Annotated in this window: 23 protein-coding genes; 11 read left to right on the top strand and 12 right to left on the bottom strand. The window is 41.1% G+C overall.

Features of this window, described 5'->3' with window-relative positions; translation table 11 throughout:
- Positions 1-74 precede the first annotated feature (74 nt).
- Positions 75-347, bottom strand: a complete 273-nt coding sequence (locus tag L8106_RS02845) for a hypothetical protein (protein WP_009782672.1) — start codon at positions 345-347, stop codon at positions 75-77.
- A gap of 284 nt (positions 348-631) precedes the next feature.
- On the opposite strand from L8106_RS02845, the gene L8106_RS02840 reads away from it, so the two are divergent.
- On the top strand, positions 632-3,217 hold the full coding sequence (locus L8106_RS02840; RefSeq protein ID WP_198012885.1) for a sacsin N-terminal ATP-binding-like domain-containing protein: 2,586 nt from the start codon (positions 632-634) through the stop codon (positions 3,215-3,217).
- Complete coding sequence (locus L8106_RS02835; protein WP_009782670.1) at positions 3,217-4,293, top strand: helix-turn-helix domain-containing protein; 1,077 nt, start codon at positions 3,217-3,219, stop codon at positions 4,291-4,293. The genes L8106_RS02840 and L8106_RS02835 overlap by 1 nt, the downstream gene beginning before the upstream one ends.
- 258 nt (positions 4,294-4,551) lie before the next feature.
- Here L8106_RS02835 and L8106_RS02830 read toward each other — a convergent pair whose 3' ends face one another.
- The 3 genes from L8106_RS02830 to L8106_RS02820 form a co-directional block, all read right to left on the bottom strand.
- Complete coding sequence (locus L8106_RS02830; protein WP_198012884.1) at positions 4,552-5,904, bottom strand: APC family permease; 1,353 nt, start codon at positions 5,902-5,904, stop codon at positions 4,552-4,554.
- 631 nt (positions 5,905-6,535) lie between these two features.
- Positions 6,536-6,742: a hypothetical protein gene (locus L8106_RS34395; RefSeq protein WP_156803565.1), complete on the bottom strand. Its 207-nt coding sequence runs from the start codon at positions 6,740-6,742 to the stop codon at positions 6,536-6,538.
- Between the two features lie 294 nt (positions 6,743-7,036).
- Positions 7,037-9,220 carry a hybrid sensor histidine kinase/response regulator gene (locus L8106_RS02820; RefSeq protein WP_009782667.1) on the bottom strand — a complete coding sequence of 728 codons (2,184 nt, stop codon included), beginning with the start codon at positions 9,218-9,220 and terminating at the stop codon, positions 7,037-7,039.
- 491 nt (positions 9,221-9,711) lie between these two features.
- On the opposite strand from L8106_RS02820, the gene L8106_RS02815 reads away from it, so the two are divergent.
- Together L8106_RS02815 and L8106_RS02810 are read left to right on the top strand one after the other, a co-directional pair.
- The gene (locus L8106_RS02815; RefSeq protein WP_009782666.1) at positions 9,712-10,317 is read left to right on the top strand and encodes a superoxide dismutase; all 606 of its coding nucleotides are present in this window, start codon (positions 9,712-9,714) and stop codon (positions 10,315-10,317) included.
- 128 nt (positions 10,318-10,445) lie between these two features.
- A complete protein-coding gene (locus L8106_RS02810) occupies positions 10,446-10,667 on the top strand; it encodes a hypothetical protein (RefSeq protein ID WP_009782665.1) in 222 nt (73 codons plus the stop codon).
- 207 nt (positions 10,668-10,874) lie between these two features.
- On the opposite strand, the gene L8106_RS02805 is transcribed toward L8106_RS02810, so the two are convergent.
- Entirely contained in the window at positions 10,875-11,108 is a 234-nt protein-coding gene (locus tag L8106_RS02805; protein ID WP_009782664.1) for a hypothetical protein, read from the bottom strand.
- Between the two features lie 205 nt (positions 11,109-11,313).
- Here L8106_RS02805 and L8106_RS02800 point away from each other — a divergent pair, with 205 nt between their 5' ends.
- Positions 11,314-12,543, top strand: coding sequence for a protein containing ChW-repeats (locus L8106_RS02800; protein ID WP_009782663.1), 1,230 nt, complete (start codon positions 11,314-11,316; stop codon positions 12,541-12,543).
- A 27-nt stretch (positions 12,544-12,570) separates the two neighbouring features.
- Here L8106_RS02800 and L8106_RS02795 read toward each other — a convergent pair whose 3' ends face one another.
- The 3 genes from L8106_RS02795 to psbN form a co-directional block, all read right to left on the bottom strand.
- Positions 12,571-13,482: an MBL fold metallo-hydrolase gene (locus L8106_RS02795; RefSeq protein WP_009782662.1), complete on the bottom strand. Its 912-nt coding sequence runs from the start codon at positions 13,480-13,482 to the stop codon at positions 12,571-12,573.
- A gap of 4 nt (positions 13,483-13,486) precedes the next feature.
- On the bottom strand, positions 13,487-14,587 hold the full coding sequence (gene aroC / locus L8106_RS02790) for a chorismate synthase (RefSeq protein ID WP_009782661.1): 1,101 nt from the start codon (positions 14,585-14,587) through the stop codon (positions 13,487-13,489).
- A 258-nt stretch (positions 14,588-14,845) separates the two neighbouring features.
- On the bottom strand, positions 14,846-14,977 hold the full coding sequence (psbN, locus tag L8106_RS02785; RefSeq protein ID WP_009782659.1) for a photosystem II reaction center protein PsbN: 132 nt from the start codon (positions 14,975-14,977) through the stop codon (positions 14,846-14,848).
- Between the two features lie 85 nt (positions 14,978-15,062).
- Here psbN and psbH point away from each other — a divergent pair, with 85 nt between their 5' ends.
- From psbH to L8106_RS29285, 5 genes are all read left to right on the top strand, one after another.
- The gene (psbH, locus tag L8106_RS02780; RefSeq protein ID WP_009782658.1) at positions 15,063-15,266 is read left to right on the top strand and encodes a photosystem II reaction center phosphoprotein PsbH; all 204 of its coding nucleotides are present in this window, start codon (positions 15,063-15,065) and stop codon (positions 15,264-15,266) included.
- A gap of 157 nt (positions 15,267-15,423) precedes the next feature.
- Entirely contained in the window at positions 15,424-15,684 is a 261-nt protein-coding gene (locus L8106_RS02775) for a TatA/E family twin arginine-targeting protein translocase (RefSeq protein ID WP_039895374.1), read from the top strand.
- Positions 15,685-15,822: 138 nt separating this feature from the next.
- Positions 15,823-16,455, top strand: coding sequence for an aminoacyl-tRNA hydrolase (gene pth / locus L8106_RS02770; protein ID WP_009782656.1), 633 nt, complete (start codon positions 15,823-15,825; stop codon positions 16,453-16,455).
- Positions 16,456-16,473: 18 nt separating this feature from the next.
- A complete protein-coding gene (locus tag L8106_RS02765) occupies positions 16,474-16,740 on the top strand; it encodes a DUF3146 family protein (RefSeq protein ID WP_009782655.1) in 267 nt (88 codons plus the stop codon).
- A gap of 213 nt (positions 16,741-16,953) precedes the next feature.
- Positions 16,954-18,333: a hypothetical protein gene (locus tag L8106_RS29285; RefSeq protein WP_009782654.1), complete on the top strand. Its 1,380-nt coding sequence runs from the start codon at positions 16,954-16,956 to the stop codon at positions 18,331-18,333.
- A 113-nt stretch (positions 18,334-18,446) separates the two neighbouring features.
- Here the strand turns inward: L8106_RS29285 and L8106_RS31240 are convergent, their stop codons facing one another.
- From L8106_RS31240 to ntcA, 4 genes are all read right to left on the bottom strand, one after another.
- Entirely contained in the window at positions 18,447-18,593 is a 147-nt protein-coding gene (locus L8106_RS31240) for an aspartate kinase (RefSeq protein ID WP_009782653.1), read from the bottom strand.
- 8 nt (positions 18,594-18,601) lie between these two features.
- Positions 18,602-19,003 (bottom strand): pre-16S rRNA-processing nuclease YqgF, encoded by a 402-nt coding sequence (locus tag L8106_RS02755; RefSeq protein WP_050779067.1) that lies wholly within the window; start codon positions 19,001-19,003, stop codon positions 18,602-18,604.
- Positions 19,004-19,056: 53 nt separating this feature from the next.
- A complete protein-coding gene (locus tag L8106_RS02750; protein WP_009782651.1) occupies positions 19,057-20,688 on the bottom strand; it encodes a DUF3084 domain-containing protein in 1,632 nt (543 codons plus the stop codon).
- Positions 20,689-21,250: 562 nt separating this feature from the next.
- Positions 21,251-21,889, bottom strand: coding sequence for a global nitrogen regulator NtcA (gene ntcA / locus L8106_RS02745; RefSeq protein ID WP_009782650.1), 639 nt, complete (start codon positions 21,887-21,889; stop codon positions 21,251-21,253).
- Positions 21,890-22,408: 519 nt separating this feature from the next.
- Here ntcA and fabI point away from each other — a divergent pair.
- Positions 22,409-23,185 carry an enoyl-ACP reductase FabI gene (fabI, locus tag L8106_RS02735; protein ID WP_009782648.1) on the top strand — a complete coding sequence of 259 codons (777 nt, stop codon included), beginning with the start codon at positions 22,409-22,411 and terminating at the stop codon, positions 23,183-23,185.
- Positions 23,186-23,213 lie beyond the last annotated feature (28 nt).

Here is a 23,213-nt window from a genome sequence, read left to right as displayed (position 1 = left end):
TTCAATTTAATTGTAATGTAACCAGCTACTTAACTCTCAAATATTAATATCTTGGATCAGCTCATATCTTGCACCTAATCATGCAAACGCACGCGCCGTAACAACATGGCATTCATTGAAACAACAACGGTCGAAATGCTCATCAGGATTGCCCCTACTGCTGGCGATAAGATAATACCGAGCGGTGCTGCAATTCCTGCCGCCAAGGGAATGCCAATGACGTTGTATCCAGTCGCCCAAAACAAAAGTTCGGAATCATTATCACGACTCACAGGACTAGCGATCGCAATACAGTCCCCCATTAACTTTAGTGCGATCGCCGATGTTGTTGGGTTTGTTAATGCCATGTAACAAACCCAAAAGTTACTTAATACTGATTGTCTGTGCGTTACTCTCTGCTAGGACACTCTACAAGGTTACATTTTGCCAGATAAAACTCTATTCAGGAATGTTACGCTGCAAAAATCTTGTTATTACACTTATCGGTTGCTTTATCTGACAAGTTGTGTAACATTTATCCTATGCAAGTGTTTATCCTGTAATCTGCAAGATAATACATTCAGTTGCAAATACTCAAAATATTTGGTGTTCAGAAAGTTGAGACCGATTTAGCAGAATTGAAATGGCGCTTATGATTCAATCGATTGAAGATGGTAGAAGAGAAGCTGGACAAAGGTCGATTGCCGACAAAATAATAAAGCGTTTACACGATCTGGAAAAAACTGTTGAAAATAACCAAGGACGTTGGGCTTGGGAGCTTTTGCAAAATGCAAAGGATAGTATTGCTGAAGATGACGATAGAACTGTATCTATTCAGATAGAACTTGATAGGAATAGCGTTACATTTAGACATAATGGAAACCATTTTACAAGCCAAGATGTCATAGGATTAATAGATCAAATTTCCTCTAAAGAAGTAGAAGAAGGTCAAGAAACCAAGAAAACAGGTAGGTTCGGAACAGGTTTTTTGACAACACATCTACTTTCAAGAGTTATTAAAATAAAGGGAATTATAGGATCAGCAGATGGAAGTTTTCACAAATTTGAATTTCTGCTGAATCGACAAGGTAGAACAACAGCACAACTCATGCCCCGCATCACAAATTCTTGGAAAGAATTTGATGAGTCCATTGAAAAAATAAGTCCTAGCTATGATAAAAATTGCTTCAATACGTCTTTCTGTTATCAATTAGACACAGAAGAACAGAAGAAAATCGCTCAAATTGGTGTAGACGAATTTTCAAGATTAATTCCCTTCGTCTTAGCATTTATCCCTAAAATAGGGAGAGTTGAAATCATAGACAATATTGCCGGAGAAAAAACTTCTTATGAAAAGAATAGAGAGCTAAAAGATGATCTTATTGTATATGTTTCAAAAATAAAGAATGATAAACAAGAAGATATTTCGATTTTATATCTCTCCAATGAGAGAGTAGCTATTGCCACTGAAGTTGAAAAATGTGAACGGGGATATTCAGTTAAAGGTGTAAGAGATCTTCCAAAGTTGTTTTGCGACTTCCCTCTGATTGGAACTGAAAACTTTCATTTTCCTGTAGTTGTAAATAGCTTCTTCTTTAACCCTCAAACTGAAAGGGATGGAATTTGGTTAAAGGGTATTGATGATACAGAAGTAATTGAGAATCAAAAAATTTTAGAATCTGCTGTTGGCTTATACAGAGATTTGATCTCTAAAATTGCACAAGATAAATTTTTCAATCTTTACAATATTGCAGAAACCCAAACACCCTCCACAGATCACAGATACTTTGACAAAGAATGGTATCAAAAGTCGATTCAAAAACCAATTAGGGAATTCATTTACAATGCCTTAATTGTTGAACTGGAAGATGAATCTGCTAAAAAAAGAGCTATTAAAGATTTATACTTTCCGAAAACCTCTTTCTCAGAAGCTGTAAGAAATAAAATTTGGCAGTTCGTTTTTGACCTAGTACCAAATGCTGTGTGTAAAAGATTTCACCTGCATAACTGGTGTGGAATAGCCTGGGGAGACTGGGAAACGGTAGATTATAAAAGATTAGTTGAGGAAGTAGCCAAAAAAGAAAATATTTATAACCTTAGTCAGGTTTTGAAAAGAAATGAGAGTAACACTTTTGAATGGCTAAATTCTCTAGGCACTTTTCTGCTTGAGGACGATAACAACCTTATCCTGATTCAAAGGAATCCAATCATACCTAATCGAAATGGATGCTTTAAGAGAGAAATAGATTTATATATTGATGCAATACAAGATGATGAATTAATCTATGTTTTAGAACTATTGGGCGAAGATTGGAAAGATATTCTGCTCCATAACAGTATGAATTATATAAGAGATCATATTCAGGAAAAAGAGAAAAGAGATATTGCAGTTAGGATAACAGAAAATTTAAATAGAGAGTTAAAGAACTCCTCTTATAATGAGAATGAGAATCTTGTAAAAGCTATTAGCCTTTTATCTGAATGGTTTGAAAATAATTCAGAAGAAGGGAGAGAGCTATTTTCAGAAATATATAGTAAGCGTGCTGAAATCTTTATGAATACGATACAAGATAAGGAAAGCCTTTATAAAGTAATGCGAACTTGTACCGATCTGTCGAAGCTTGCTGAAGTTGCAAAGGCAATTGAAGATGATTCAGAAATAATTGAAAAAATTCAGGGCATGGAACAAATAACCAGTCTTCTAGAAGAATTTAAAGCTGATGATATATCAGATTTGAAGACTATGCTCATACTAGCTCGGAATGTCTTTGCAGATGATTCTAAAAAAATAGAGATAACTCAGGAAATCCTATTGAGTCTAGGAGTAACGTCTATTGATGAATTAGAAAAAGCTTTGCAGGACAAAGGGATTGCAGCTCAATTCATGCACACTTCTACACCCACAGTTGAAATGTTTATAGCTGTTCAAAGATTAATAGAACGAACTAAAAATAATGTGATTAAACATTTGCAATCTATTGAGGATTATGACTGTACTGATGTAGAGGAATTGGCTACTACAGTTATTGGGGGAATAAAAAAGGATGGTTTGCCTATCTATATTGTTGTAAGACCCTCAGATAATGGAGAGGTAATTATCTACTATAGCTCTGAAAAAGATACTTTAGACGATCCTAATTCAGAGTTATGGATTGATAATGGGATTGAGAAACCTAGACGTTTAACTCTAGGAAAAGTTCTTAAAACAACAGGTATCAATAGAATTCCAGTTAACTAATGGATATTACAAATGAAGTAGTTAAAATAATTGGGCAACCAGAAAGCTCTAAGCTTGAATATAAATCTGTTTTGCCACCTTCTAGAAATATTGCTCAACTAATCAGTTCATTCGCTAATGCTGATGGTGGCTATATAATTTTAGGTGTTTCGGATAATCTCGAAATAAACGGTTTGAGTGAAGATTTTCATGCTAACGCCATTACTCATAAAGCATTAGATCTTCTTTCGCCTCAGCCGCAGGTATCTTATCAATATGTTGTTTATAAAGGCAAAAAACTTTATGCAATCAAGGTTGAAAAATCAGATTCTTTAGTTGCTGTCGAGGGGAAAAGCTATCAAAGAGTCGGTGCTAGTGTCAAACTACTAAACCCTACTGAGATACAATTTAAGTCAGGTGGGTATCCAAAGATAAAAAGCGTAAGCCAGCAGTTTGAAGTACATATAAAGAATGCAACAAATGCTAAAACTAAACTGATTGAACATTATCAAAGTATTTTGAAGATAATAGATGATCTTGGTCATATGCTTGATCCGATAGATCCAAGTGTACCAACAGTTAATCAAGAAGGAAAAATTCTTGCAAGAATATTATTTTCTTCTTTTGTCGATAATTTTGAAACATACCTATCTGATTTGTTGTATGAGATTTTTCTTGCAAAACCAGCAACATTAAAATCTGGTAGCAAGGTTACAGTTAAAGAGGTTCTAGACTGTTCAGATTTACAAGAATTTGTAAATTATTTGGCAAAACAGAAAATTGGCAAATTGCAAAAGGGCAGTGTAAAAGGCTTTATTTCAGATAACCCACAAATCAATAATTTGAATGTTATTGACGATTCTAAGCAAAATGAAATAGAAAAAATATTACAAATAAGACATTTATACTCACACAGAAACGGAATTGTGGATGAAAAGTTTCTTCAATACTTTACTGGAGAATTCACTTTAAATTTAGAACATCAAATGTCCATAGATGAGATTTGTGACAAGCTGTGCTATTTAGCTAAAATCTCCCACCAGATTGATTCAGCAGCAATAGCTAAATACAAACTGGCAAAGATTAATGATGAATGATAAAAGTCTTTACAGAAAATGTACTTTTACTAAAACAGAGTAACAATGAAAATCAACAAGCCTTTAGCAATAATTTTGATTTCCCGCTTCATGGTTTGTTCTCCTATCATTTTGTCAATTGTTATTATTGTGAACAGGCGATCACTTGATTTCCTGATGGAATTGATTGAATACGATATAAAATTTAACGAGCGATGTATGAGTTAAGCTTCACCGATAAAATGCAAACAGGAGTCCAGATACTTAGCACCATTTATCTCAATCACGCCGAACGCTGAGATGAATTTCACGATTGGTTAGTTGTCGATAAACGATCTCAATCGCAAATGCCAGACCTACCATTACAATCACGATCCAGAGATTTCTCGGATTTGTTTGGGCGGTTTGAGCGAGTAGCACAACCACAGCAGCGAGACAGGCAACAGTACCCAAAAATGAAATCCATCGATAGCTATTCGTTCGTTTATAAAGCCGCACATTAGCAAAGTTGACAGCCGCAAAAATGAGTAAAAAGCCTGAGCTACCCATTGTCGAGATGCCAGAGAGATCGAACACATTCGCAATAATTAGGGTTAAGCCACTGGTAATTAATAACCCCTCAACTGGCTGATTCCAGATCTTTTTTTCTAACGAAGTGGGTAACTCTCCAGATTTAGCAATGATAAAACTCAGGCGTGAAGTGCCGTAAAGTGTGGCATTGAGTGCTGAAGCCGTTGAAAGTAAAGCGGCGATCGCAATTAAACTAAAACCAGCCTGCCCCATGAATGGTTTAGCCGCCGCCGCCAATGCGTATTCTTTAGCCGCAACGATTTGTTCAGTCGGTAAAGAGCCTACGGTGATGCCAGCAATCAGAATGTACAGAAACAGCACAAATACAACCGCTGAATAATAAGCACGAGGCAATGTACGCTCAGGATTCTTTACGTCTTCGGCGGTGTTAGCCATCAGCTCAAAGCCTTCAAACGCTAAGAAAATAATCATGCCTCCTGAAATGATCGACAGAGGCGAAGCCCAAGTAGAGGGTTGTAATTGCGCTAGATCAACGCCTCGCGCACCAATGCCAATAAATACGCCCAGGATGATGAGTTTGAAGGCAACAATCCAGCTTTCGGCTTTACCAATCAAATCGGCGCTCAGAAAGTTAAGCCCAGTAATGCCGATGATCGCCCCACTGATGAGTAGATGCCTGATCCAGACTTGGGCAGACTCTGGGAAAAACACGGCACCGTAGCTACCAAATGCAGATGCGTAGAGAGAAAGCATCACGATATAACTCAGCCACAGCAACAGGTTCATTCCTCCGGTCAGAACGCCGGTGCCAAAGGCTTTATTTAAGAAGGTGACGGTTCCGCCTCGACTGGGGAAAGCGATCGAGAGTTGGACATAAGCATAGGTCGTGAGTAGGGCAATCGTACCGGCGATCGCAAACGCTAACGGTGCGCCTCCCTGGGCTAACTGCACCGATAACCCCAAAACGGCGAAGATGCCACCACCCACCATGCCACCGATGCCGACGGCAACCACTGACCAAAATCCCATGTTACGCTCTGCCATTTTTAACTTGCCTCGTATAGTTTCTACAGGCGATCGCGCTTTCCCCCCGCGATTCACTTTCTTGCCACCCTTTTTGCAAGGTTGAAGGAAACCGCCATTTTAACTCCTCAACCCATTTTGTAGGGCTTTTCACCAGGGTAATACTCCCGAATCGGCATCCTTTGTTTGCCACCATGAGCGACTATTTTTTCGACAAGACCTTCAATGTCTGGATCTTGTACACAGAAATGAAATGTACTTGTTTTCCAATACTCGAACTCTTTGGGGCTTTCATTATTTCTAAACTCGAACATTAGGTGAATAAGAGACAGGAAAAGGAGCGAGCTGTCCTAAACTATTGCTTGATGAGGGTTTGTCTCAACAGCAGACCACCCGTGGTGACGGTCTGATAGGCTTTGGCTTCACCTCGTCAAGTTTCGCTTCGATCGCCATCTTGGGTGCTTTCGCAGTCAATTTAATACTTACAGAAGTTGTCCTGGCTTATCTCTACCCTTGGAATGTTTTAGTAGAACTCATACAAATCAACTGCTCAACTCTTTGAACAGCAAGGGATAGAATTTATTGAGACTGAAGAATCTTACACCTCGAAAGCTAGTTTTTTAGATGCTGATACTCTGCCTACATTCGGTGAAAAACCCTCAGGGTGGAAAGCATCAGGAAAGCGAATTAAAAGAGGATTATACATAGATTATAAAGGACAACTAATTAACGCCGATTGTAACGGCAATGCCAATATAATCCGCAAAATAAAAGTAACGACACAGCAACTTGCTAAGGTCACTAGGGCATCTTTGAGTGTGCCACATCGATATTTTTTGGATAATCTTTCTAAATCTTGTCGAAAGCATTGTGAAGCGAATTTTAATCCGTGTAACAATTCCGCGCACGAATCCATTTAATTATTCAACCCATTGTTTTATTCTGGTTAGTTAACCCCTGGTTAGATGTTATACCTAGTTCTTCTATGTTACGAGGATTTCATCACCTCATTGATGTCATGAATCAATTTCAACCCGTTGATTTTTCTTGATAGACTTTCTGATTTTTTAGCTCTTGAATCCGGAGAGTGACAGAAGAGGGATATATTATTCTTGAGACTACATTGAAGTAGACTAAAGCCTATTCAGTTGTTGTGCTGAATGCCCCTGAAAGATTTTTAAAAATCTCAATTGTTTGATCACCTGATTCTTTAGCTTGGTAGTAAAGATTTAACCGTCGCTAACACTTGATCCACATCCAAAGGTTTACTCAGATAGGCGATCGCACCTGCCTCAAGACAGCGATCGCGATCTCCGGCCATCGCCATTGCGGTCACAGCCACCACCGGAACTGACTGCCAAATCGAATGTTTTTTGAGTTGACCCATCAGTTCAAACCCATCAACTTCGGGAAGTTGAATATCCATTAAGATCACGTCTGGCAACATACTCGCTCGTACAAATGGTGAGTTAATCATATCCATCATCGTTTGACCTTCACAGATCAGTTCAACTTGATATCCTTCTAACTCCAAGATCTCCGAAACGAGCAATTGGTTAAAAGGTTGGTCTTCAACAACCAGAATTCGAGGAGCATTACGAGTCTTTGAGGTTAAACTGGCATCTTTCAGTTTAGATGAGATTTCCAAAGCGGGATCAATCGGACTCTCGGCTAATGTCTGTCGCATCTCTGTCAACGGAAGCCAAACACGAAACCGACTGCCTTGATTGACATCCGACTGCAAGGAAACAGTACCCCCATGAAGTTCAGCCAAACGTTTTGTTAAAGCCAAACCTAAACCTGTCCCCTCATGTCGTCGCGTTAGAGAAGCGTCCACCTGTTGAAAGGGACGAAACAGCAGATGCCAACGATCTTCTGGAATACCAATTCCTGAATCCTGCACTTCCAGACATAAGTAAGGCGTACTGGCATTAACCGGAGAACAATCCGGACGATAATCTCCTTCCATCTGAGATCCATAAGCCAAGCGTCCACTCAGTTTAATGATGCCAGCCTCGGGTGTAAACTTGACCGCATTAGACAGTAAATTAATGATGATTTGTCGGACTCGACGCTCATCAAGTGCCACCTGGTTAAGTCGGTAATCCAATTCTAACGAGAGAGCAAGTCGTTTTTTATCTGCCCGAGGTTGGATCATTTTTAGACACTCGTTACAAAGGCGGTGAACCTCAACGGCTTGGATATTGAGTTCTGTTTTACCCGCTTCGATTTTGGATAAATCTAGAATATCGTTGATCAGCTGCAACAAGTGTTGACCACTTTTTTCAATCAGTTTCACATGATTGATTTGGCGGTGATTGAGTTCACCGGAAATTTGACGTTTGAGCAGGTCAGAAAATCCTAAAATGCTATTGAGGGGTGTTCGCAGTTCATGGGACATGGAGGCTAGAAACTCCGATTTCATCTGAGACGCCCGTTCTAAATCTTCATTGATTTGCCGCAGACGATCTTGGGCTTGAGCGCGTTCAATCGCGGTACCGAGGGTACGACAGGCTGCATAAAGCATATCTCGTTGAGGATAGGCTTGCAGTTGTTCGAGGTTGCGAGATTCGAGGGTTAATACCCCGATGATTCCCCCGTTGGTGGCTGGAATCGGAAAAATGCCTAACTGACCAATTCCCGGATGACGAAATCCCTCCATGGCTTGGGGATGGTTGGCGTAGTCTTCTACATAGACCGCTTCACCCGTTTCGACCACTTCCCAAAGTAAGCCTTGACCGTAGGGAATGCCTTTCTCCAATAATTGTTGCATTTCCGCGATCACAGGTTCTCCGTAGGTGGCGACAAATTGACTGGAGATATTGTTACTGATCGCACCAGCTTGGCGTTGCTTGCCTTCTCCTGTGACCACTTTGACATCCCCAAAAGCTGCATTCATCACCCGCACTAGATAGTTTAGGGCAAACTGAGCAATCTCTCGTAGGTTATCGGAGTCTTGCAACCGTTCGTTTAAACCCAGAAGGAATTTTAACCGTCGAACTTCGGAGTTTAGACTCGCTTGGGAGTTGCGGAGGGGGGTGACTTCTCGAAAGGTAAATAGGCATCCCCCACTGGGCGTGATGGTGGTGTAAACTTCTAAACAAACTCCATTGTTTTGTTCTAGGCAAAAAGCTGATCCTTGAGATTCAGACTTGAGTAAACAAGCTTTTAAGTGTTGACATTGTTCTTCACTCCAATATCCTTGATTGACAATTTCTCTAAAAACAGTGTCACAATCGGGCTGACTTGCTAAGAATTCGCTTGATAAGCCCCAGGTTTGAGCGAGTTTGAGGTTGAATAAAATTAGATGTGAGTTTGGATCAAATAGGGCGATCGCATTGTCGATCTGGTTTAAGATCAGTTCTTGTTCTTCCCACCATTGCTCCAAATTCATTCAAGTTTTTCCTTATTGGTGATTATGACGATTCGTTTGAATATTTAAACGTAAACGTTCAATCGATTCAGAAAGTTTTTAATTCTTTACTTATTATTACAAAATGTAATATGCTTTGGGCATGATTGAGATCAGATCCCCAGAGTGATCGAAAACACCTTTGTCAGGGAGTCGTCACCAAAGCTGAAAAAATCAACAAGCCTGTTATTTCTATCTGACGGTAGAGGCACTATTCCCATTACACTCGGTATTATAGCTAAGGTTTGAGTAGATTGAGTTGATCGCGACCCGATACGCGGGAGTGAATATACTTACTGTTTATCAAGATGAACAGAAAAGTTTTGGGTTTGATCCGGTTTGTTATAAAATGAAATAAATGTAAAGATTTATGTAGACCTGATTGAAGACCTCGTTGCTACCCTGATCGGGGAAGTGCGAGTGATGGTAGGCTCAACTTAAAATCTACAGTCGTTCGGAGAGGATTGAACACGATGGCTTTTGAACTTCCAGAATTACCTTATCCCGCAGATGCCTTAGAATCCTCTGGGATGTCTAAGCAAACCTTCTCATTCCATCATGGCAAACACCATGCTGCTTACGTCAATAAGCTCAATGGGATGATTGAAGGAACAGACTTAGCCAATAAGTCTCTCGAAGAAATCGTTAAAGCTACAGCTAATGATCCCAGCAAAAGCGGCATTTTCAATAATGCGGCTCAAGTTTGGAACCACAGCTTCTTCTGGAAATGTATGAAGCCCGGTGGAGGTGGAAAGCCAAGTGGAGCTTTAGCTGAAAAAATTAATGCGGACTTCGGCAGCTATGAGAAGTTTGCAGAAGAGTTTAAAAATGCAGGAGCAACCCAATTTGGTAGTGGTTGGGCTTGGTTAGTCCTAGAAAATGGCTCACTCAAAGTTAAAAAGACTTTAAATGCGATCAACCCCATCATTGAAGGAGTAACTCCTTTACTGACGATGGATGTCTGGGAACACGCTTACTATCTCGACTTCCAGAATGCTCGCCCCGGTTACATTGATAACTTCCTCGGTAAACTGGTGAACTGGGATTTCGTCGCTGAAAACTTAGCGGCGGCTCAATAAAAAATGAAAATCAGCGATTGAGTCTAGTCGTTCGCTGACCTCAAAATTATCTAAGTTAAACCAATAAAGGACAGTCACACATTCAGGGTGGCTGTTTTTTCCATAGCTTTAATCTTTTTAACAAATTGATGAATAGTGAAAATTTAGCCAAGTATATAGAAGCAACTGAGGGGATTTCTAAACCTTGGTTACTCGTTCAACTGCGATTGCAAAAACTTCAGGAACGTCGTTCTCAGCTAAGTTCAGAAGCGTACTTACAAGAGTTGGCAGAGATTCAGCAAGACTTGATGAATTTGGGGGAATGGTGGACTGGTATTGAAGCGGAAGTTTTTGGGACTGATCGGGGATAAATGCTGTATGGACTTGAATAACTTCTAAAAATTATTGATTTATTGATGGGTCTACGAATCCTGAGTCATTACGTGCTTCTTGAGGATTGGGATTTCCGAACCCTGGCTACTCGTTAACCGAGGATCGAGAGTTAAGCTTTTTGGGCTGGGCTGAACCCCAGTATCATTTCCAGTCTTCAAATCCCACAGACGACTGGCAGTATATATTCATCTGGCAGAACAAGATAAAGTACATTCAGACTCACGTTGTTGTTGGAGTCGTTCCCGAGATTCTTGTCTAATTTTTCCGGCCATCGCGGCAAGCTGCAAGTTGACAAAAGCATTCATCTCATCAACTCCATACTGAGTCGTTTGTAACAATTGCCGGAGTCGCTCTTCGGCCTCAAGACTCAAAAACCCTGTGGTTAAAGCCTGGTTGACAACTTCATGAATACAAGTCATAGGATTTTCCTCACGCACAATCACTTGATTAATCTGAGTCTCCGAACTTTTCTCTCTAGGAGTCTATGAGATGAAAACATCGGCACCTATGATGTCATTAGGAACGACTTTGAAACTTTATGCAGATTTGACTGCTTATTTGTTCAATAAAATTTTGTGATTGTGATCACAAACTCAGATTGGAAAGCAACTGAAGTAAATACCTATGAAATCTACACCCCAAACTTGGCAGCAACAACTCTCCTCTCTGTCCAAATGTCATGGAAGCTTAGGCTCTGATCTTTTACAAGCCGCTCAAAAACTTCAGCAAGCGGGTACACCTCTATCAGAAACGTTACTAGAGGAGTTGGTCAAGTACAATCGAGACTTTAACCGCCTGCAACAAGAGGTGATCACAGAAGGGGAATCAATTTCTCAAGTCGAGATGTCTCTATCCGACTTAGAAAAACGACTACATAATCAAATACAACCGAATGACTTCCCAAACCAACGCCAAAAAGCCTTAAGTGTATTGGATCAAGTTTTGAGTCTGACTCACAAAGATCAGGGTATTTTTGAATCCCTAGACAGTGCTAAACACAGTGCAACTCAACTGCGAACTCAAATTACCCATTCCCCAACTGAGTTTTCTACAGAAGTCGAAGCGCTCGTTGCTGGAGTTCATCCCTTGTCTGCTTTGCTGACTTTAGTTGAGACGGGTGAGAGTTTAGAAGATCAACAGTGGGTTGTTCTCGAAGAACAAGTTTCGGCGAGTTTTGGCAAATCTTTAGCCGTGGCGATTTCTCGCGGAAAAATTATTCGCTCTGTCTCCTCTAGTGAGTTGACTTCTTCTGTTCCCCCTGCGGCTAATCCTGATATTGTCATTTTGGGTGAACCGACTTCTATGACTCCTCAAGAGGTGATTATTGTTCCCAGTATGGAAGTTCCTAAAACGCCACCGACTATTGATGGAACCCATATCGTTTTTGGGAATGCTCCGATTTCCGGAAAATCAACCTCGGCAAAAGCCACTAGAGTTGCTCCTGTGGGGTTAAAGGTGGGAGTTTCAATTCATAGACTTGGCGATCGCGAATATGCCGCTCAAGAGTATGCTGGAACTCGCGGCCAAGGTCTTCCTTTAGAAGGGTTTCAAATTAGTATTGTTCCTTCCGTTCCCGGTTTGAGTTTACGGTATATGGCGCACATCTCTGAAGTTGGAAATACTCCGATGATTTCTGAAGGACAGCTTGTTGGTGAACCGGGTAAAGGCAGACAAATTGAAGGATTTGCGATTGAACTCACCGGGCCACAAGCTTCAAACTATGAGATTTGTTATACCGCTCATGTCCAGAATGTCGGTGATGTTCCGGTTTGTTCTAACGGACAATTTTGTGGAACTCGGGGTAAGGGATTACGAGTTGAGGGACTGCAAGTTTGGATACAATCCAAAGCCTGATCAATCTATCATGGGATCAATTGTCGGTTAAACTCCAATGGGTACAACTAAACCTTCTCGTGCCATAATCGCCTTGGGAAAGACCGCTTGCACCTCTTGTTCTATCTGATCCAAAAAGTCATCGCTGTGGGTGGGATCGTGGTGAAAAATCACGACTCGCTTCACCCCTGCGGCTTCTGCCATTTTGACTGCTTCCTGCCAGGTTGAATGTCCCCAACCCACCTTCGGAGATTTGGGGCTGTGATATTCTTCATCGGTGTACATGGCATCGTAGATCAGAACATCTGCATCTTGGGAGAGGTTTAACACGTTTTCGTCTAAGCCATCCGGTAAATGTTCGGTATCAGAACAGTACACAACGCTTCGACCATTCCAAGTGATGCGATATCCCATAGCGGTGTTGGGATGATTGAGTTGTCCGGTTTCAATTTTGATGTCATCAAGCATCATTGAATCTCCGGCTTTAAGTTCATAAAATCTCAAATCGGCTTGTAATCCTTTGAGGGGAACCGAAGAATTGGGATGTAAAACTCGTTCAATAAAGTGCTTTTTCATTGACTCCCCCTGTGGAGGAATCGACCCATAAATATGAAAACAATTACCCGGAAGAAATGCCGGGGTAAACAAGGGAAAGCCTTGAATATGATCCCAATGGTAGTGGGTAAAAAACATATAGGCTTCAATCGGCATTTCTGCCATCATGGCATCGCCTAACATTCGCAAGCCTGTACCGCCATCAAAGATTAGCCGTTTACCAGCTACCCGCATTTCTAAACAGGAGGTATTTCCCCCATAGCGAATGGTGCTTTTTCCCGGCGTGGGAATACTCCCTCGTACTCCCCAGAATTGAACCACAAAATCATCTGGGTTAAAAGAGGAAATTGAGGGGTTTGGGCTATCGAGAGCAGTTACCATAGCAGGCGTGGTCGCGGTTTCCATGTCGTTAATCTTCAGGCTTTAAAGTTCCACATTGGCCCTGATGACGTAACAAATGATCGCACATCACAAGCGCAACCATTGCTTCTACCATCGGGACAGCTCTCGGCAGGACGCAGGGATCATGTCTTCCCTTGGCTGCCAACATTGTTTCTTCTCCCTCACGAGTCACTGTTCGCTGCTCTTTGCGAATTGTAGCCGTTGGCTTAAAAGCAACCCGTAAGATAATATTCTCTCCGTTTGAGATGCCCCCTTGAATGCCACCCGAGCGATTGCTCACGGTGCGGATCGTTCCTTGTTCGTCTGTGTAATACTCGTCGTTGTGTTCACTCCCACTCAAAAGGGTGCCTGCAAAACCAGAACCGATTTCAAATCCTTTACTTGCAGGTAAAGACATTACCCCTTTAGCGAGATCTGCTTCTAGTTTATCAAAGACAGGAGAACCTAGTCCTTTTGGCACATTTCTCGCCACACATTCGACTACGCCTCCAATGGAATCTCCCTGATTGCGTATTTGTTCAATCAGTTCTATCATTTTTGGGGCGCACTCACTATCTGGACAGCGAACAATGTTGCTTTCGACCTGTTCTAAGTTCACTGTATCAGGATCGACAATTCCTTCTAGATCTTTGATTCGTTTAACGTAACCGACTATTTCGACGCCGACGACTTGTTTTAAAATCTTTTTGGCGATCGCTCCTGCTGCCACTCGCCCAATGGTTTCTCGGGCTGAAGATCGGCCTCCCCCCTGCCAGTTCCGAAGTCCATACTTGGCATCATAGGTGGCATCTGCGTGAGAGGGACGATAGGTGGTCGCCATTTCACTATAGTCTTGAGGGCGAGTATCCTTATTTCGCACTAACATGGCGATCGGCGTTCCCAAGGTTTTTCCCTCAAATACACCACTGAGAATCTCGCAGGTGTCGGTTTCCTTTCGCGGTGTGCTAATTTTGCTTTGTCCGGGACGACGACGATCTAACTCTGCTTGGATTTCAGATACATCGATGTTTAATTTAGGTGGGCATCCATCGATCACTACACCCACTCCGCCCCCGTGAGATTCACCGAAAGTAGTGACCCGAAATAAATGCCCAAAACTATTACCCATGGTTTAAGAGATGATCGTGCTCGATAACTTTTCCCCCATCGATTCTAGCAAATCTTGGATTCTTGACATCAGCTTGAGCCACCATCTTTTTCCTGAGATCCCCAACTAGAGTTAGGTCTGATTGTTTATCCTAGATTTTATGGAAGTCTCACCTCAATCCAAAATAGACAGATTGGAGTCCGTCCGGGTTGCAAGTTGGGCGACCTGGCTTTGCTCCAACTCCATCTAAAATGATTGCAACAGTGAATCTACAAACTGTTAATCTTCATGATCTTCAAAGGGATCACTTAATTCCTTAGCCGGAGGCCCGAAAGCCGTGTAGACGGCATAAGCTGTAATGACGACGACGACCGCCGCGATCGAAATGTTAAGAGCTATTGCAGGTTCCATAGGATTATTCTAATCTGACACTCATCCTTATATAATATTACGAAACATTAAAATTTGTTGTCGATATTAGATCAGCAGGTAACTTATGGCACAACGAACTTGGTTAGGTGACATCTTACGTCCCTTGAACTCTGAATACGGTAAAGTCGCTCCGGGTTGGGGTACAACGCCTCTGATGGGTGTTTTCATGGCGCTGTTTTTTGTCTTTCTGTTAATCATTTTACAGATTTATAACTCCTCACTGCTGCTTGAAAGTGTGGATGTAGATTGGGCGAACCTGAGTCGCTAAGGCGCTCGTTGGGCGTAGGAACCTCGGGGAAAGTGGCTCGACGGCTGTGATGATCTTGAATTAGCCCAGTTTTCAGGGTGAACAGCTTTCATGCTGAAATTCCCTCACCTATGCCTAACTCCCAAAAATTTTAGTCAATATCTTAGGAGATCAGATTGTGAGTATATTTGGAATGGGTTTGCCGGAAATCGCTGTAATTCTCGTTCTCGCGTTGTTAATTTTTGGCCCGAAAAAGCTACCCGAGATTGGTCGCAGTATGGGAAAGGCAATTCGGGGATTTCAAGAGGCTTCTAAAGAATTTGAAAATGAATTCAAACGGGAAGCCAAACAGTTAGAAGAAGCAACAAAAATGAGCAAATCTCAACCTGAAAAAGCGATGACGACTGTAGCTTCAACTGATGAAGCGGTTGATGCTTAATCAAAATGTTGAGATCAATATTAAGAGCGAATATCATCGGAAATTGAGGGAGAACAATCACCGTTTCTCCCTGTTTTAATTTTTAATGTTCAAAACCATTAACATCGTCGTGACAACACTTTCAACCCAGAATCAACCATGACGGAGGCAACTTCATCTCAACCCTTAATTATTCCCCAATTAATTGTCGGTTTGGGAAATCCTGAATCTAAATATGATCGAACCCGACATAATATTGGTTTTGCTGCAATTGATATATTAGCGGAGAATTGGCAAATTTCTCTCTCTGAAAACCGCAAATTTCAAGGACGATTTGGAGAAGGAATCAGTCGAGGACGCGATCAAATAAGACTCCTCAAACCCCTCACCTACATGAATCGTTCTGGACAAGCAATTCAAGCGGTTGTCAATTGGTACAAAATTCCCCCAGAATCAGTCTTAGTCATTTATGATGACATGGATTTACCCCTCGGGCGGTTACGGTTGCGACTCTCGGGTTCTGCGGGGGGTCATAATGGGATGAAATCAACCATTTCTCATCTTGGAACTCAAAACTTTCCCCGTTTGCGAATTGGTATTGATAAACCGAAAGACCCTGCATCCAGTCAAACTGGTGAAACCATCTCTCATGTTTTAGGAAAATTTTCCCCATCTGAAACTCAGGCAATGGATAAAGTGCTTAAACTGGTAGTAGAGGCTGTGGAATTAAGTCTTAAGCAAGGCGTTGAAAAATCGATGAGCCTCTACAATAGTCGCAGTATTGCCGAATAAACGCCAAATAAAACACCAGTGAGTTCTAGAAGTTTACCAGAGACGACTGCCTACGTTCGGGTAACAAGCCAATCCTGGCCCCAAGGCATTTTAGAAGGAGAAGTCAGTGCAGGAGAATTTGAGTGGCGCTTTCAATGGCGGTTTAGACGAAATAAAACTCTGATTATTCAACCCTCTCAAGGTCGTGCTTTAATTCACGAACCATTGGGTCGTTTTCTCGAAAAATGGGATTACAAACTCGAACCGGGAGGTGATTATTCGTTTACGATTCGGGCAAAATTTTAGGGGTAAAACCCGAGAATATACACCAATATTTGTAAGTTCATTGCTGAATAATTTTCCACCGACTTAGCCAGTTGATTATTGGGTGAACCCATCCGACTCACCTAACTCAGCCCTAAAGAACTCTCGCTCTGCTTCTGAAGATAATTAATGAAAAATAATGCCTATTAAGTTACCGTCAAAAAATGATATTATTCAATTTTTTTATAAAGTAACATGAGAGCTTACAGTCAACTTGCTGATCTAGAAACACTTTTAATTAGTATTCCCGATGAAAATATTAGAGCTTATGCAGGAGAAGCAGTTACTTCATATTCAGTAGGAGCTTATCGCTCGGCGATTGTTTCGATTTGGATTGCTGTTATATACGATCTTTATCAGAAGTTTCGTCATCTGGATGAACAGTTTAATGATGCAGCAGCAAGACAATCTATAACAGAAATAAACAAAATACGAAATCAACCTGATAAGAAACAAGTTAGCATTGGGGAAAGAACTATCTTAGATGACGCTTTTAAAAAGGTTAAAATGTTGACATCTACTGAGTATGAACATCTAAATAGAATTCAGCAAGATAGACATAGATGCGCTCATCCTGTTTTGGATGATGAAGGATTCTTATTTCAACCTTCGCCTGAGTTAACTCGTTCACATATCAGAACAGCGATTGAAACTTTATTAAAACAACCCCCAATTATTGGTAAAGCTGCGACAGAAGCATTATCTCGTGATGTAGAAGATAAATATTTATTAAGTGATTATTCCAGCGTTAGGAATGCTTTGCGTCAGCGTCATCTATTACAAACTTCCGAAAATTACAAACAAAACTTAATAAAATTTTGTCTCAAAAAAATCCTATTTTTAGAACCCGACGAACCAAAAATAACGATCAAATATGTATGGGTTTTGAAATGCCTAATTTATGAATATCAAAATATTCTTGAAACAATTGATAAATCAGCAATAGAAAGTATTATAACCAGAACAAAGGATAATAGAATTCAATTTTTGTCACCCGTATACAACATAGATAGTAGCTTTTTATCTAATACGCCAGAGCATATAAAAGAAAAGTTTAAAGGTTTTTTGAGTAGTAAGGATGCTGAGGAAAGACACAAAGCGTATATTATTCATCTGTTTCCAAAAATCAAAGAAGAATTTAGAAAAAATTATGTTGAGGGAATGTCAATCTCATCCAAAAAAGCTTTTTTAAATTCTTTAGTCAATGCTAACATTCTAGAAAAAGATCCTGACTTTGCTGAGTGTATAATAGAAACAAATATAAATATATTTAGTTCATCAAAATCTTACTCCTCTGGAAGACAAAATGCTGAGAATTATCTAAAACCAAGCATACCACTTCTCAATCATAAACTTATTGAATATTTAATTCAACGTATTCTGGAGTGGCAAGATTCTAACGATCAACTTATAGATTGTTCTTCCTATATGATAGATGTTTTTGTAGAAACAATTGAAAAGTTTCCTGAAACCTTGCCCTTGTGGAAAAAATTTCTTGAAGAAAAAAAGGAAGTATGGGGTAGCATGGATAACCTTGAAGAACTGATCGCTGATGCAGAGAAAAAATATCAATAAAAACTACTTGGGTAAGGTAATTTCTACACCTGGATGCTCTTTTAAGCAGTATTTTCGCGGAGATAATCGCTCCTGTTGTATCCCATGAATGTGCATTTACCTAACTTGGAAAGTCAATGTTTTCCAATCACAATCAGTTCAGGAACAACAACAGGCTGATTGTCAGATAACCCAAACGCCCGATGAACGGCTTGTAACGCTTGGGTATCTTGTTCTTCATCGACAAAACAACTAATTTTAATTTCAGAAGTGGCAATCATCAAACCATTTAATTTAATTTTTGTGACAAATAACGTTCAATCAAAATAATTGCGACAAGATCATCGATAGGCCGCGGTGGGGTTCGCATTCCTTGAGGAATTAAACGAGTTAACCCTTGAGGCGGATACATTTGCCAATAGCGATCGCGGGCTTCTAAACTACTATAGCGTTCATCGACTAGAATAATTTGTAGGGTGTTGGGTAATGCTTCTGAGAGTTTTTGTTTCCAACTTTTTGAGGTGGTTTGATTTCCCATCACACATAAATGAATGGGAAACTGTTGACATAATGATTGTAACGTTTTAATTGCTTCTGTTGATGGGATCACTTGATGATATTGCAGTTGATTATTATTCTCCATCACTGCAATTCCACATTTATCCTTACCTGGATCAAAACCGAGAATCATGTCCGGCATTGTTGGCTTCCTCTTTGACTTTTTTAATCCTAATCCAGTCACTCCTAGTCATTTTCTGTCAGAGAATGGGTGCGATCAATAATAAAAGGTGAACCTTCTGTCTCAATATCTTCAGGTTTGATTTCCTCTGTTTGCCATTGTTGAGTTTCCGTTTCTTCTTGAGTAATCACCTCTTGATCTTGAGGACGGGTACTCACGATAATCTCCCCATTTCGACGAGCGAGTAAGTCTATTTTTAACGGCCCAATTGTATAAGTATCTTCGGCTGCGACGGCTTGTAATTCGACTTGTTGATCATGTTGTTGTAACTGTTCAAAAAAGCTCACTAAGGTTTCAACCCTAGCATCTCCAATTTGAATTAATCCATCTACACCCAAGACTCCCACAAAACGAGCGCGGAATCGAGACGCATCTAGCAATTGTTCGAGTTGTTGCTGAAGCTGATCATTACTGAGAGTGGAGGGTTTCAGCGAGGTTCCTGCAATCACTTCTCCGGAGGTAAAAAGTAATCGATTTTGTTCGGCTTTTGTAAAGACAGCAACCTGACTTTCCCCTGCTAAATAGTTGGCAGCCGAGATAATTTGCACGACATAATCTTGACCGTCATCAATCTCTTGAATCAGTTCTTCAACTTCTGCTTTAGTAATCTGAAGAACTTGTTCTTTCGCTATACTAGAATTTCCCATTTGTACAGAACTCAGGGCATTGCGATTGGCTTCTTGTAATAGACTATTAACCACTTCTGTAGATTTTTTGGGGTCTTTGACTCGAATTAATCCACTGGCTAAAACTGCACCCCGTTTTAAGACAACGCTTCCTTCTCGTAAGAGTTGAAAGTCTCGCTCAACCAGTTTAAATTGATCTTTTAGATAGGCTTGTTGTTGTTCGAGTTCTGCTTGTTGTTGTTCGAGATCTTTCAGGAGTTTTTCACGTTCAACAATCACTTGATCGCGTTTAGCAATCACTTGATCTCGTTCAGAAATGACTTGATCTTGCTCGGCAATTTCGCGATCGCGATCTTTAATTTGAGCTTTAACTTGTTCTCGCTGTTGGATTAACTTTTCCCGGTCAGTTTGTAGTTGTTCAATTTCTGACTGAAGGGATTGTTTTTGCTGAAAGACTTCCTGAAGTTTACTTTCCGTGCGATTGAGTTCAGATTCTGTTTGATTTTTTGCCTCATCAATTTCACTCAATTGACTTTGTAGTTGATTGAGTCGATCTTGAGATTTTTTGAGTTGACTTTGAGTTTGTTGGAGTTTTGTTTCTGTTTCTGTTGTTTGGGTATTGGCTTGATCCAATGAAGAATTGATTTGGTTAAGTTGAGCTAAAGCAGAATTTAGAGTATTTCTGGCTTGTTCTAACTCAGCTTCTACCCTTTCTTTTTCATCTTCTGTACGGGTGAGATCTTTGCGAGATTGATTAAGTCGTTCTTGAATTTCATCAATTCTAAACACTCCCCGACGTAGAGGTTTACTAGCTGCAAATAAAATGCCGAGTGTCATACCCGACAAAACGGTACCTGTGACCATGGTGACCACAACAGCAGTGCTTCGAGGACGTAGTTTGAACAGACTCAGACGGGCTTTACCGACTTTTGTCCCTAAGCGATCGCTGACTGTTGCGATCACACCCCCCAACACTAATATCGCAATTACTAGGATGAATCCGGCGGTCATTTCAGTAATCCGTGATCAGTTACCCGTGTTTTGTTTTCCGTGTTCAGTTTTTTGTCGCAGTTGTCTGGTGAAAGTCTGCTCCTGGCTTGATGGACTGTTAACGGTTAGGATTAGCATTCCCACGCCCCAAAAAACAGGGATTCTTAAGAGGTGAACATTGGCTGGGGTGAATTTACATCTGTCTGGGTGCGCGTTTCCACTTCAGGAAAACTTATGGTTGCACCGCCAATTTTAAGCTTGAAGGTATAGCCAATGCTAAACCTTTTACACTACTGTTTGTAGACTAGACATTCACCCTCTGTTTGACTGCATCTTTTCACCAAATTAAGGGTTGGAACTAGAATGCTATTTCTAACACCGAGTTAGCAATTTTTACTCACCGCCTTTTAACTGAAGTGTCCCCTAATTCTTAGCATTTCACCACTTCGTCAAAAGCCAATGTACATCCAGTCATCATTATAGTAGATACAGAAGCCGAAAGACTTTGATTCGTTTTCCTCCATCTCCTCAAGTGGGTGGTTTCCAACAAAAAAGAAGCTTCTTCTGTGAACGGCTTTGTAATCTAGGTAAATTGCTGGCTAAGGGTAACAGGATTATGAACCGTTATCTTTTTTTTGTGAATGGAGATCATGTTCTTTTGTCTAAGATCTCCTAGTAGACGAGTCACGGTCACTCGAGTTGAACCAATCGCTTCGGCTATTGCCTGATGAGATAACTTGAGATCAATCCTAATCCCCTCTTGGCCAGGAACGCCAAAATCTCTACACAAAATTAACAAGAAACTCACCAATCTTGATCCCATATCTCGGTGCGCTAGAGTTTCGATCATCATCTCCGTTTGCAAAATCCGAGATGATAGCCCTCTTAACATCACCATTGAGAGTTCTGGGTTACTTTTCAGAGCTTTTTCGACTTGTTCAATCGGAACTGAGAGTAATTCTACGGGAGTAAAAGCGACGGCATGATAAAACCGATCTGACTTATGACCCGTAATCAAGGAGAGAACACCAAAGACGCTATTTTCTCGTAATAAGGCTACGGTGATTTCCTCTCCAGCTTCATAGACTCTGGATAGTTTGACCGCTCCTTTGATGAGAACGTAAACGCGCTCTGCTGGATCTCCTGGAAAAAATATGGTCTTCCCCCGTTCAAACGTTTCTACAACGGGAGGATAAGCTCCGCCTCCGATCTGGCGAAACATTAATGCTAACGGTCTATCATACGTCACGTCCCGATCCCTTGCGCTAACCAATGCCCTACTGTACTTTACGACTTATTTTTAATTTGAGAGAATTTGATCTCTAAGTCACCCCTTAATCCGTCTTTCCGCTTAACCAGTGGCGACAACCGCAAACTTTGCTAAAATTGCGCTTGACTTGGGAAAACCCCAACACCATACTGCACTACTGGTTTACCGTAGAATGACGGAGCCTCGCCGTGACCATTGCTCAACTCGTATCATCTTGTTATTTGTCTTTAGCATAAGCTTAACAGAGAACCTCAAATTACGAGCAGCTCTAATCAAAATAAACCATTGAAATTTGAGCTTTTTCTCAATGATCACTGAGTATACAGTTTTGGCAGTATTCCCTACCGCCTCATACCCTAGCATATCTTCGGGATAATCGCCTTGAGTCGTAACGAGTGCCAATTCATCCTATGATAAGGGATTGGAATGTCAGCCGAGAGCAACAGACCAATAGCTTCTAGAATAAAGACTATGTTAAACCTGGACGGAAAAAACGCGCTAGTCACTGGGATCGCCAACAATCGCTCGATTGCTTGGGGGATCGCCCAACAACTTCATGCTGCCGGAGCCAACTTGGGAGTCACTTACCTTCCCGATGAGAAAGGTCGGTTTGAAAAGAAAGTCGGAGAACTCGTAGAACCCCTCAAACCCAGTCTATTCTTACCTTGCAATGTCCAAGACGATCACCAAGTTGAAACCCTCTTCAAAACTATCGGTGATCAGTGGGGAAAGCTTGACATTCTGATTCATTGTTTAGCATTTGCTGACAAAGACGACTTATCAGGAGATTTTAGTCAAGTTTCCCGCGAAGGATTTACTCGGGCGCTCGATATTAGTGCTTACTCTCTTGTCCAACTCTCTGCTGCGGCTAAACCTTTGATGAGTCAAGGGGGAAGTATTGTCACTTTAACTTATCTCGGGGGGGTACGAGTGATCCCCAACTACAATGTGATGGGAATTGCCAAAGCAGCTTTAGAAATGAATGTTCGCTATTTAGCTGGAGAAATGGGGCCTTTAGGGATTCGCGTGAATGGTATTTCAGCAGGCCCGATTCGCACGTTGGCTTCTTCGGCCGTCGGGGGAATTTTAGATATGATTCACCATGTCGAAGAAGTCGCCCCCCTGCGTCGCACTGTGACTCAACAGGAGGTCGGAAATACAGCGACTTTCCTCTGTAGTGATCTCGCCAGTGGGATTACTGGTCAAATTTTGTATGTCGATTCGGGCTACTGCATTATGGGAATGTAGCAAAATAAGGAGTTAAGGGTTGGGTGGT

Source organism: Lyngbya sp. PCC 8106 (assembly GCF_000169095.1).
Taxonomy (GTDB): Bacteria; Cyanobacteriota; Cyanobacteriia; order Cyanobacteriales; family Microcoleaceae; genus Capilliphycus.
The sequence above is the reverse complement of the archived record's forward strand: the minus strand, read 5'-3'. Positions and strand labels throughout refer to the sequence as shown.

Coding starts and splice junctions, on each gene's coding strand:
- L8106_RS02845 (WP_009782672.1), bottom strand. CDS start 347: ATGGCATTAACAAACCCAACAACATCGGCGATCGCACTAAAGTTAATG.
- L8106_RS02840 (WP_198012885.1), top strand. CDS start 632: ATGATTCAATCGATTGAAGATGGTAGAAGAGAAGCTGGACAAAGGTCG.
- L8106_RS02835 (WP_009782670.1), top strand. CDS start 3,217: ATGGATATTACAAATGAAGTAGTTAAAATAATTGGGCAACCAGAAAGC.
- L8106_RS34395 (WP_156803565.1), bottom strand. CDS start 6,742: ATGGATTCGTGCGCGGAATTGTTACACGGATTAAAATTCGCTTCACAA.
- L8106_RS02820 (WP_009782667.1), bottom strand. CDS start 9,220: ATGAATTTGGAGCAATGGTGGGAAGAACAAGAACTGATCTTAAACCAG.
- L8106_RS02815 (WP_009782666.1), top strand. CDS start 9,712: ATGGCTTTTGAACTTCCAGAATTACCTTATCCCGCAGATGCCTTAGAA.
- L8106_RS02810 (WP_009782665.1), top strand. CDS start 10,446: ATGAATAGTGAAAATTTAGCCAAGTATATAGAAGCAACTGAGGGGATT.
- L8106_RS02805 (WP_009782664.1), bottom strand. CDS start 11,108: ATGACTTGTATTCATGAAGTTGTCAACCAGGCTTTAACCACAGGGTTT.
- L8106_RS02800 (WP_009782663.1), top strand. CDS start 11,314: ATGAAATCTACACCCCAAACTTGGCAGCAACAACTCTCCTCTCTGTCC.
- L8106_RS02795 (WP_009782662.1), bottom strand. CDS start 13,482: ATGGAAACCGCGACCACGCCTGCTATGGTAACTGCTCTCGATAGCCCA.
- aroC (WP_009782661.1), bottom strand. CDS start 14,587: ATGGGTAATAGTTTTGGGCATTTATTTCGGGTCACTACTTTCGGTGAA.
- psbN (WP_009782659.1), bottom strand. CDS start 14,977: ATGGAACCTGCAATAGCTCTTAACATTTCGATCGCGGCGGTCGTCGTC.
- psbH (WP_009782658.1), top strand. CDS start 15,063: ATGGCACAACGAACTTGGTTAGGTGACATCTTACGTCCCTTGAACTCT.
- pth (WP_009782656.1), top strand. CDS start 15,823: ATGACGGAGGCAACTTCATCTCAACCCTTAATTATTCCCCAATTAATT.
- L8106_RS29285 (WP_009782654.1), top strand. CDS start 16,954: ATGAGAGCTTACAGTCAACTTGCTGATCTAGAAACACTTTTAATTAGT.
- L8106_RS31240 (WP_009782653.1), bottom strand. CDS start 18,593: ATGATTGCCACTTCTGAAATTAAAATTAGTTGTTTTGTCGATGAAGAA.
- L8106_RS02755 (WP_050779067.1), bottom strand. CDS start 19,003: ATGATTCTCGGTTTTGATCCAGGTAAGGATAAATGTGGAATTGCAGTG.
- L8106_RS02750 (WP_009782651.1), bottom strand. CDS start 20,688: ATGACCGCCGGATTCATCCTAGTAATTGCGATATTAGTGTTGGGGGGT.
- ntcA (WP_009782650.1), bottom strand. CDS start 21,889: ATGTTTCGCCAGATCGGAGGCGGAGCTTATCCTCCCGTTGTAGAAACG.
- fabI (WP_009782648.1), top strand. CDS start 22,409: ATGTTAAACCTGGACGGAAAAAACGCGCTAGTCACTGGGATCGCCAAC.